The following is a 9,998-nucleotide window of genomic DNA, read 5'->3' on the forward strand; positions in this document are numbered from 1 at the left end:
CCCGGCAGCCGCGCGGCTGCGCGCACGAGCGCCTGCCACCACGCGTCCGGCGCGATCTCCGCCCAGCCGGGCTGGGGCGACGACAGCGCATAAGGTTCGCTCGCGACGGCGCGCTCGACGCCGTCGGCATCGAGCGTGACGAGTTTGACGGAGCCGGTGCCAAGGTCGATTCCGAGCAGGCGCATGACGTGTGGGCAAATTCGTATGAACGGATGTCGATGATAACGGGATCGCGATGCGCGCCCCGTTTTTGCCGCCACCGCGGCAGGCCGAAAACGCGGTCGCCGGACGGGTTCCACCCGGCTGCACCTTGCGGGCAAAAGCGGCCGTTCACGGGTTAACCCGGCACGATTTTTCCCAGGCACTTTTTGCCACTATGCATCCTGCCCAATACACACCATAAAGCGGCCTATATTTGACACGGGGGCCAGCGCTATTTTGAAGGGCTATAAAACCGGGAAACCTCACTCCTGCGGCTGTTTCCCGATGATCGACACCTTGTTGCATGCCGAAATGGCATATCGAACCAGCAAAGAACGGAATAGTACCCAGCACTCTTGTTGCGTGGATTCATTCCGAATAATTTCGTATCACCCCGAAAACAAGATCATGGAGTGAGACAGATGCAATCGAACACGGTCCATCCGTGCGATGAGGTGCTGCCGACCGGCAAGCTGGTAACGCTTGGCCTGCAACACGTCCTCGTCATGTACGCCGGCGCTGTCGCCGTGCCGCTTATCGTCGGCGCCGCGCTCAAGCTGCCGAAAGACCAGATCGCGTTTCTGATCAGCGCCGATCTGTTTTCGTGCGGCATCGCCACGCTGATCCAGACGCTCGGCCTGTGGGTCTTCGGGATCCGCCTGCCCGTCATCATGGGCTGCACGTTCGCGGCAGTCGGCCCGATGATCGCGATCGGCACCAACCCCGGCCTCGGTATTCTCGACATCTTCGGCTCGACCATCGCGGCCGGCATCATCGGCATCGTGCTCGCGCCGATGATCGGCAAGCTGTTGCGGTTCTTCCCGCCAGTGGTCGTCGGCACCGTGATCGCGGTGATCGGGCTGTCGCTGATGGAAGTCGGCATCAACTGGGCGGCCGGCGGCGTCGGCAACCCCGAGTACGGCAGCCCCGTCTATCTCGGCCTGTCGCTGCTCGTGCTGACACTGATCCTGCTGATCAACAAGTACGGCCGCGGCTTCATCGCGAACATCTCGGTGCTGCTCGGCATCGTCGCCGGCTTCGCGATCGCCTTCGCGATCGGCCGCGTGAATACCGACGGCGTCGCGCACGCACCGTGGGTCGGCTTCGTGATGCCGTTCCACTTCGGCCTGCCGCACTTCGACCCGCTGTCGATCGTGACGATGGTCACGGTGATGTTCGTCACGTTCATCGAATCGACCGGCATGTTCCTCGCGGTCGGCGACATGGTCGATCGCCCGGTCAACCAGGAGCGCCTCGTGCGCGGCCTGCGCGTCGACGGCCTCGGCACGCTGATCGGCGGCATCTTCAACTCGTTCCCGCATACGTCGTTCTCGCAGAACGTCGGCCTGATCGGCGTGACGGGCGTAAAGAGCCGTTTCGTGTGCGCCACCGGCGGCGTGATCCTCGTGCTGCTCGGCCTGTTCCCGAAGATGGCGCAGGTCGTCGCATCGGTGCCGCCGTTCGTGCTCGGCGGTGCGGGCATCGTGATGTTCGGGATGGTGGCTGCGAACGGCATCAAGGTGCTGTCGAAGGTCGACTTCGTGAACAACACGCACAACCTGTTCATCGTCGCCGTGAGCGTCGGCATGGGCCTCGTGCCGGTCGTGTCGCCGCACTTCTTCTCGAAGCTGCCGCCCGCGCTTGCCCCGATCCTGCACAGCGGCATCCTGCTGGCATCGGCAACGGCCGTGATCCTGAACATCGTGTTCAACGGCGTGAAAGGCGAGAAGGATGCGCGCTGCGACATCCGCCGCGCCGGACACGACTTCGACGGGCGTCCCGCCGACGTGCATCACTGATCGCCACGCGCCGGACGACGGCGCGAAGAAGCAGTAACTAAAAACGCCACGGCATGCCGTGGCGTTTTGCTTTGAGGGAGCGGTGAAAGGCGGGGACGCACGGGGCGATCGTGCGGTGTGCGGTGTGCGGTGTGCGGTGTGCGGTGTGCGGTGTGCGGTGTGCGGTGTGCGGTGTGCGGTGACGAACACCAAGCATGCGTCGGCTTGTGACGGCCGGCGCTTACTGCATGGTGTGTAAGGGGCCGCTTCACACCGTCAAGATGTGCAACACTGCGCGGCGGCTCGCGGCCAAGGCCTCATTTCACTTGGCAAGGACATTCATGCGGACAACCGGGAAGGAAGTCGATTTCTACTCGTCGGCCATTATCCGGCACACCGCTCAAGTGATGCGACTTATAAAGCCTGGCGTCGACGTCGATAGGTGCTCGACCAAGCCCCAATGTGACGAGAAGCCCCTTGATACTTTCCGCGCGTTGTCGAGCCAGCACGTGCGGCTGCCTTTCGTCAGCTTCGGCAAGGCCACCGACAGACGTACGATCGAGATTGGGATATTTGAGTTGAAGGTCTATCGCCCAATTGGCCACCCTTGTGAGCTCATCGCCGGACACCTTGGCAGAATCTCTTTCAAACGAAACATCAAGCGTATGGACTGGGGAGCAGGCGAATGTCCCGGCCGAGAAGAATGCCAGCGCAATACATGCCGGTCCTTTTACCATATCGATTTTCCGCTTGACCCAATCAGATTCAACAAGGATCGCCCTGTCACGCCACCTCTAACCCTCATAGACAATATACCCGGCAATGCTATCCGCATTATTGATTGCTAGATCGGGGCGCATCCGAGCCAATACCAAGCACTCGCGCATGAAATATTGATGATCCTGAGCGCCAAAAGTGTCGGCAAAATGAGTGCACTCATGAATCAGTGTCGATAACATCGAGTCCTTCGCACTGGATATGGGGCGCATCCCACAAAAATTCTCGTGGATACAAATAGTATGTGTAGCCGTGTCAGGGGCACAAACATGCGCGACGGCACCATCCGGGTCCTTGTTATTCGGCGTGCAACCAAGATATCGATCAAGCTCCTCTGATTGACGAACAAAGTTTCCAGGCTTGAGATCGCGCATCACCCGACTTACTCGTGCGAGGCCGACTGTCAGACGTTGCCGAATCGTTTCATCGCTTGAGCCAAACCACGTTGCGACGCGTTGACGTTCGACCGCTCCCCACTTGCGCAAGTCTACGAGACGTACATCAATCATTTGTACGGCTCTATCGCGTAACGTTAGAACCATACGGCGAAATTCCGCATCAGTCATGTTTTGGCAGATGGGTGGCCCATTCGATATCAATGCTTCGACTAACGAACCTTCTTTTGTGTCCGTCATCGCCTCTGCAATCGCCACACGATCGCCGTCACTCATTCTGTTTCTCCGATGACCTCAAGCTTTACCGATTCAGCCTCCGGCGTGATCACTCGCACCGTACGCCCCTGCGCATCGGTAATCCCTGAAGCCAGCACGTCGCCACGGCAATTTGTAATCCAATACCGCACGCCCACAACGGGTTTCCTTGACTTCTTGTTGCGAATACCGAACTGCTGATCGTGGACTGCCGTGCCTCTTCTTACAGGGGCGACGCCTAAGCCATGCTTCCCCGTCAACCGCGCCACCTCGTCTGCGGAAAAGGTCATCTTCATGCCGCGCTCGCCATAGAAAACAGGTGGCGGCTTGCAATCGCAGACGTTGATATCACCACTCAACGCCCACGGCTTGCCGTTTGGCCCTGTGCCCGGCCAGCGTGGGCCCTCCGGGGCGACAAACCCTTCCTGCTTGCATGCCGTGCAGTACGTCTTCATGTACAGCGTTGCGATATGCACGCGCGGCGGCGGATCGGAACAGGTTACGTCATCCAATCCTTCGGTAATCGTGGCGCTGCCGCCCTGATCCCCTTTGGCAAGGAAATAACGAATCATGAGGTCTCGCCTCGATGTACAACGGTTGAACGCTTCACCACGATGAAGGCGTCAGCGGATACCAGACCATCGCGCTCAGGGCTATCGGTAATGACGTCGCCGTTATCTAGTTCGCTGCCGACGAAAGCCAGCGGCTGGAAGTCTCCGTTATCCACCAGCCCAAGACCGCTTATGATTCGCGCGGTCGAACCGTCTGCGTAGTGAATTTGATTACCCACGACGCCAGACTTGCCAAGCCGAACACCGGTGTCCCACGTGCCGGTAGCTTCGCGCAACGCACCGCCTCGCGCGGTCGTGGCTCCTCGTACAGCCAACCTGTATCGCGGCAGTGCAGGCGGCGCATAATCCTCGTTAAACAACCCTTCGGCCGTTTCGCCAACCGGTACGTGAATTCCTGACAACCGCTGAAGCGTTTCGACGATACGATCGCCGTTGCTCAACCTGCTACCCACCAGCGCAAACGGCTTATCGCTGCAAATCGCATATTCGCCTGCACCATCCACAATGACGGCCTCGCTGCCATCCTCGTAAGTGACGACATCGCCAACACGGGCAACGACAAGCCCGGCGACTGTGAGGTCGCTCGTAGCCTCGGTTATCCGTCCACCGCGCTCAGTGAGCGCGCCGATGGTGGCAAAAAGATGGGTCGGTGCAGCCTGCTCGCTCTTCATCAGGATTTCCTTTCTCGACAATGGGTGAGAAATGCTTCATGCACAATCTGCACGGACGAGAAAGAAGAACCAATCAGACGAGTTCGAATTTCGTATAACTAATCGTTATAAAGACCGTCCAACAGCAAATGAGCTGAATTGGGCGAAATGAGCGGGGATTTGGCGGCCGGGCGACAGGCTACCGGAGAGGGATGATCATCGATTAGGCGAAACGAGAATCTGCACGGTTAGTCCGTGCGCGTCGTGCTCGACGGCGCCCGGCCCCTGGATTTCGCGCCCCTGGATTTCGCGCCCCTGCAGATGTACGCGCGTGTCCCGCGTGGATCTCCGCAGCATTTCCACGCGAGGTTACGGCGCACTTAAGGACCAGTAATGATGGACTAGCCTACGTTTCCTTCGTTACGCTTCGCATCGTTCGTAACGGCCAAGCTTACGACAGGACTAACAACGTCCTGCCTGCGCGCGAAGCGACCGCACGCAGGCAGGATAACCGCTCGTTACCCGTTCGTCGCCGTTACCGACGCAGGCGCCGGAGCGGCCGCCTTGTCGTAGTCGACCGGTGCATCCGGCGCACGCGGCGTCTCGCCCGCGCGCTGGATCCACCCGCCGCCCAGTGCACGGTACAGGTCGACCAGGTTGGTCCAGCGTGCCAGACGTGCGCTGATCAGCGACTGCTGTGCCGAGTACAGGTCCGTCTGCGCGGTCAGCACCGACAGGTAGCTGTCGACGCCGTTCTTGTAACGCAGGTCCGACAGGTCGAAACGTCGCTGCTGCGCATGCTCGTTGCGCTCGAGCGCCGCGATCTGCTGATCGTACGTACCGCGTGCGGCGAGGCTATCCGACACTTCGCGGAATGCCGACTGGATCGCCTTCTCGTAGTTCGCGATCTCGATGCGCTTCTGCACGTGCGCAAGATCGAGGTTCGCGATGTTCGAGCCGCCCTCGAAGATCGGCAGCGCGATGTTCGGCGCGAACGACCATGCCGCCGTGCCGGCCTTGAACAGGCCGCCGAGCGTCGGGCTCGCCGTGCCGAACGCGGCCGTCAGCGAGATCTTCGGGAAGAACGCCGCGCGCGCCGCGCCGATGTTCGCGTTCGCGGCCAGCAGCGTCTGCTCGGCCTGCATCACGTCGGGACGGCGCGTCAGCAGGTCGGACGGAAGGCCTGCCGGCACGTCCGTCAGCAGGTTCTGCGCGTCGAGCGGCATGCCCGCCGGCAGGTCGTCCGGCAGCGGCTCGCCGATCAGCAGCACCAGCGCGTTCAGCGCCTGTGCACGCGCACGCGCCTGCGCCTGCTGGTTCGCGAGCGCCGTCTCGACCACCGTCTGCGCCTGACGCAGGTCGAGCTCGGAGCCCGTGCCGTTGTCGAACTGCAGCTTCGTCAGGTTGTACGAGTCCTGCGCGGACTTCAGCGTGTTCTCCGTGACCTTCAGCAGATCGTCGGTCGACAGCAGCGTCAGGTATTGATCCGCCACCTGCGACACCAGCGAGATCTCCGACGCCTGCCGCGCATAGGCGGTCGACAGGTACTGCGCGAGCGCCTGGTCCTTCAGGCTCTGCACGCGGCCGAACAGGTCGAGCTCCCACGACGCCGACAGCCCGACGTTATAGGTGCGCGAGATCGTCGCCGTCTGAGTAGGCGAAACAGCCTGCGGATAGCGCTGGATCGTGCCCGTACCGGTGCCGCTGAGCGTCGGGAACAGGCCCGCGCGCGTGATCTGGTACTGCGCGCGCGCCGCCTCGATGTTCAGCACCGACACGCGCAGGTCGCGGTTGTTCTTCAGCGCGATCTCGATCAGCCGCTGCAGGCGCGGATCGACGAAGAACTCGCGCCAGCCGATGGCGGTCGCCGCCTGGCCGTTCGCGCTGCGCGCGCCGGCCGCACCCGGCTGCGTCGCGTAGACGCCGCCGGCCGGGTACGCCTGCGCGACGGGTGCATCGGGCCGCTTGTAATGCGGCGCCATCGTGCAGCCCGTGGCAAAGAGCGCGACCGCGATTGCAGTCAAAGCGTGTTTTTGCATCATCACTGTCCCTTGTTGCCTTCGTCGCCGTTGCCCGGCTTCTCTTCGTGGTGCGAGTGCTCCTGAGCCAGGCGCAGCGCCTCGTCGACGTCTTCCTTCTCGCCGCTGAAGATCGCACGGATCTTCACGAAGAACATCGGGATCATGAAGATCGCGAGGAACGTCGCCGTGATCATCCCGCCGATCACGCCCGTACCGATTGCGTGCTGGCTGGCCGAACCCGCGCCGTTACTGATCGCGAGCGGCATCACGCCGAGAATGAACGCGAGCGACGTCATCAGGATCGGACGCAGCCGCAGGCGCGCCGCTTCCAGCGCGGCCTCGATCGGCCCCATCTTCTCCGTCACCTGCAGTTCGCGCGCGAACTCCACGATCAGAATCGCGTTCTTCGCGGACAAGCCCACGGTAGTCAGCAGGCCGACCTGGAAGAACACGTCGTTCTCGAGGCCGCGCATCGTTGCCGCAAGCAGTGCACCGATCACGCCGAGCGGCACCACCATGATCACCGAGAACGGAATCGACCAGCTTTCATACAGTGCCGCGAGACACAGGAACACGACGAGAATCGAGATCGCGTACAGGATCGGCGCCTGCGAACCGGACTGGATTTCCTGGAACGACAGGCCCGTCCACGAGTAGCCGATGCCGACCGGCAGCTTCTTCGCGATCTGTTCCATCGCGGCCATCGCCTGACCGGTCGACTTGCCCGGTGCGGCCTGACCCTGGATTTCCATCGCCGACACACCGTTGTAGCGCTCGAGCTTCGGCGAACCGTACGTCCAGTGACCGGTCGCGAACGAACTGAACGGCACCATCCCGCCCGACCCGTTGCGCACGTACCAGATGTTCAGGTCTTCCGGCGTCATCCGGAACGGTGCGTCTGCCTGCACGTAGACCTTCTTGATCCGGCCGTCGGTGTCCAGGAAGTTGTTCACGTACTTCGACGCCCATGCGATCGAGAACGTCTGGTCGATCGCATCCGCCGTCACGCCGAGCGCGTTCGCCTTCTCGCGATCGATGTCGACCTTGTACTGCGGCGTATCGTTCAGGCCGTTCGGACGCACACCCTGCAGCGTCGGATCCTTCGAGGCCAACCCGAGCAGCTGGTTACGCGCGGCCATCAGCGCATCGTGGCCGAGACCCGCGTTGTCCGTCAGCTCGAAGTCGAAGCCGGCAGCCGTACCGAGTTCAGGAATCGACGGCGGGTTGAACGGGATCACGATCGCGTCCTTGTAGCCCGCGTAGCGCCCGAACATCCGGCCGATCAGCGCCTGCACCTTCTGGTTCGCATGCTGACGCTGCGAGTAGTCCTTCAGGCGAACGAACACGAGACCGGAGTTCTGGCCGCGGCCGGCGAAGCTGAAGCCGTTGACCGTAAACGCCGATTCGACGATTTCCTTCTCGTCCTTCAACAGGTAGTCGGAAATGTTCGCGAGCGTCTTCGCGGTCGTTTCCTGCGTCGAGCCCGACGGCGTCTGCACGATCACGAACATCAGGCCCTGGTCTTCATCCGGCAGGAACGACTTCGGCAGGCGCACGAACAGCAGGCCGACCGCGACGATCACGACCAGGTAGATGATGAGCCAGCGGCCCGACCGCTTGATCACGTGGTGCACGCCGACGTGGTACTTGTCGCGGCTGTTGTTGAACGTACGGTTGAACCAGCCGAAGAAGCCCTTCTTCTCTTCGTGATGCCCTTGCGGGATCGGCTTGAGGATCGTCGCGCACAGCGCCGGCGTCAGAATCAACGCGACGAGCACCGACAGCACCATCGCCGACACGATCGTCAGCGAGAACTGACGATAGATCGCGCCGACCGACCCGCCGGAGAACGCCACCGGCACGAACACCGCCGACAGCACGAGCGCCACGCCGACGAGTGCGCCGGTGATCTGGCCCATTGCCTTGCGGGTCGCCTCCTTCGGTGACAGGCCCTCTTCCGCCATCACCCGCTCGACGTTCTCCACGACCACGATCGCATCGTCCACCAGCAGGCCGATTGCGAGCACGAGGCCGAACATCGACAGCGTGTTGATCGAGAAGCCCACCATCGACATGATCGCGAACGTGCCGAGCAACACGACCGGCACCGCGATCGTCGGGATGATCGTCGCCCGCAGGTTCTGCAGGAACAGATACATCACGAGGAACACGAGCACGATACCTTCGAGCAGCGTCTTGACCACTTCCTCGATCGACAGCTTCACGAACGGCGTCGTGTCGTACGGGTACTTCACGACGAGGCCGTGCGGGAAGAACGGTGCCAGTTCGTCGATCTTCGCGCGTACGGCCTTCGCGGTCGCGAGGGCGTTCGCGTTGGTCGCGAGCTGGATACCGAGTGCCGCGGTCGGCTGACCGTTGTACTTCGTGTCGAAGTTGTAGTTTTCGCCGCCGAGTTCGATCTTCGCGACGTCCTTCAGGCGAACCTGCGAGCCGTCCTGGTTGACCTTCAGCAGGATGTTGCCGAACTGCGCGGGCGTCTGCAGCAGCGTCGATTCGGTGATCGTCGCCTGCAGCATCGTGCCCGGCGTGGCCGGCGTGCCGCCGATCTGGCCGCCTGCGATCTGCACGTTCTGTGCGGCGATCGCGGTCGACACGTCGACCGGCGTGAGGCCGTAGTTCGTCAGACGGTTGGCATCGAGCCAGATCCGCATCGCGTACTGCGAGCCGAACAGCGTGACGGTACCGACGCCGTTCAACCGGCTGATCGGGTCCTTCACGTGCGACGCCACGAAGTTCGCGAGGTCGTACTTGTTCATGCTGCCGTCTTCGGAGTTGAAGGCGAGCACCAGCAAGAAGCTGCTGCTCGACTTCGTCACCGAAAGGCCGAGCTGCTGCACGACCTGCGGCAGAATCGGCGTCGCGAGCGACAGCTTGTTCTGCACCTGGACCTGTGCGATGTCGGCGTTGGTACCCGGCGCGAAGGTCAGCGTGATCGTCGCGTTGCCCGAGTCGTCACTGGTCGACGACATGTACAGGAAGTTGTCGAGACCGCTCATCTGCTGCTCGATCACCTGCGTCACCGTGTCTTCCACCGTCTTCGCGGAAGCGCCCGGGTAGTTCGCGGTGATCTGGATCGATGGCGGCGCGATCGTCGGATACTGCGAGATCGGCAGCGTGAAGATCGCCGCAACCCCGGCCAGCATCAGGATGATGGCGATCACCCACGCGAAGATCGGGCGATCGATAAAAAACTTTGCCATGAAACAGGCTCCCTGTTATTGCGCGCTCGAAGCAGCGGCAGCACTCGCCGGCGCAGCGCCCGATGCGGCAGCACCGGAAGCGGCAGCGGCGCCGGAACCGGCGGCAGCCGGCGCAGCGGACGCGGCAG

The 9,998-nt window shown here is 62.1% G+C and carries 8 protein-coding genes; 1 reads left to right on the plus strand and 7 read right to left on the minus strand.

The features are described from left to right. The coding region (locus G3N93_RS26040) for an FGGY family carbohydrate kinase (RefSeq protein ID WP_241026706.1) at positions 1-185 on the minus strand (185 nt) is incomplete at its 3' end. A 438-nt stretch (positions 186-623) separates the two neighbouring features. Here G3N93_RS26040 and G3N93_RS26045 point away from each other — a divergent pair. Beyond that, positions 624-2,000: a nucleobase:cation symporter-2 family protein gene (locus tag G3N93_RS26045; RefSeq protein WP_011353047.1), complete on the plus strand. Its 1,377-nt coding sequence runs from the start codon at positions 624-626 to the stop codon at positions 1,998-2,000. A gap of 296 nt (positions 2,001-2,296) precedes the next feature. On the opposite strand, the gene G3N93_RS26050 is transcribed toward G3N93_RS26045, so the two are convergent. The 6 genes from G3N93_RS26050 to G3N93_RS26075 form a co-directional block, all read right to left on the minus strand. Beyond that, positions 2,297-2,716 carry a hypothetical protein gene (locus G3N93_RS26050; RefSeq protein WP_174940391.1) on the minus strand — a complete coding sequence of 140 codons (420 nt, stop codon included), beginning with the start codon at positions 2,714-2,716 and terminating at the stop codon, positions 2,297-2,299. A 57-nt stretch (positions 2,717-2,773) separates the two neighbouring features. Then, positions 2,774-3,427: a M35 family metallo-endopeptidase gene (locus G3N93_RS26055; RefSeq protein ID WP_174940389.1), complete on the minus strand. Its 654-nt coding sequence runs from the start codon at positions 3,425-3,427 to the stop codon at positions 2,774-2,776. Beyond that, complete coding sequence (locus G3N93_RS26060; protein ID WP_174940387.1) at positions 3,424-3,978, minus strand: hypothetical protein; 555 nt, start codon at positions 3,976-3,978, stop codon at positions 3,424-3,426. Before G3N93_RS26060 ends, G3N93_RS26055 begins: the two co-directional genes overlap by 4 nt. Next, on the minus strand, positions 3,975-4,649 hold the full coding sequence (locus tag G3N93_RS26065; RefSeq protein ID WP_174940385.1) for a PAAR domain-containing protein: 675 nt from the start codon (positions 4,647-4,649) through the stop codon (positions 3,975-3,977). Before G3N93_RS26065 ends, G3N93_RS26060 begins: the two co-directional genes overlap by 4 nt. 497 nt (positions 4,650-5,146) lie before the next feature. Further along, positions 5,147-6,670 carry an efflux transporter outer membrane subunit gene (locus tag G3N93_RS26070; protein ID WP_206134264.1) on the minus strand — a complete coding sequence of 508 codons (1,524 nt, stop codon included), beginning with the start codon at positions 6,668-6,670 and terminating at the stop codon, positions 5,147-5,149. After that, positions 6,670-9,870, minus strand: a complete 3,201-nt coding sequence (locus G3N93_RS26075; protein ID WP_174940381.1) for an efflux RND transporter permease subunit — start codon at positions 9,868-9,870, stop codon at positions 6,670-6,672. The genes G3N93_RS26070 and G3N93_RS26075 overlap by 1 nt, the downstream gene beginning before the upstream one ends. Positions 9,871-9,998 lie beyond the last annotated feature (128 nt).

Source organism: Burkholderia sp. Se-20378 (assembly GCF_017104665.1).
Taxonomy (GTDB): domain Bacteria; phylum Pseudomonadota; class Gammaproteobacteria; order Burkholderiales; family Burkholderiaceae; genus Burkholderia; species Burkholderia lata.

What these genes read in the sequence shown, in the direction of transcription:
- G3N93_RS26070 (WP_206134264.1), bottom strand. Translation starts at nt 6,670, where the DNA reads ATGATGCAAAAACACGCTTTGACTGCAATCGCGGTCGCGCTCTTTGCC.
- G3N93_RS26075 (WP_174940381.1), bottom strand. Translation starts at nt 9,870, where the DNA reads ATGGCAAAGTTTTTTATCGATCGCCCGATCTTCGCGTGGGTGATCGCC.
- G3N93_RS26045 (WP_011353047.1), top strand. Translation starts at nt 624, where the DNA reads ATGCAATCGAACACGGTCCATCCGTGCGATGAGGTGCTGCCGACCGGC.
- G3N93_RS26065 (WP_174940385.1), bottom strand. Translation starts at nt 4,649, where the DNA reads ATGAAGAGCGAGCAGGCTGCACCGACCCATCTTTTTGCCACCATCGGC.
- G3N93_RS26060 (WP_174940387.1), bottom strand. Translation starts at nt 3,978, where the DNA reads ATGATTCGTTATTTCCTTGCCAAAGGGGATCAGGGCGGCAGCGCCACG.
- G3N93_RS26050 (WP_174940391.1), bottom strand. Translation starts at nt 2,716, where the DNA reads ATGGTAAAAGGACCGGCATGTATTGCGCTGGCATTCTTCTCGGCCGGG.
- G3N93_RS26055 (WP_174940389.1), bottom strand. Translation starts at nt 3,427, where the DNA reads ATGAGTGACGGCGATCGTGTGGCGATTGCAGAGGCGATGACGGACACA.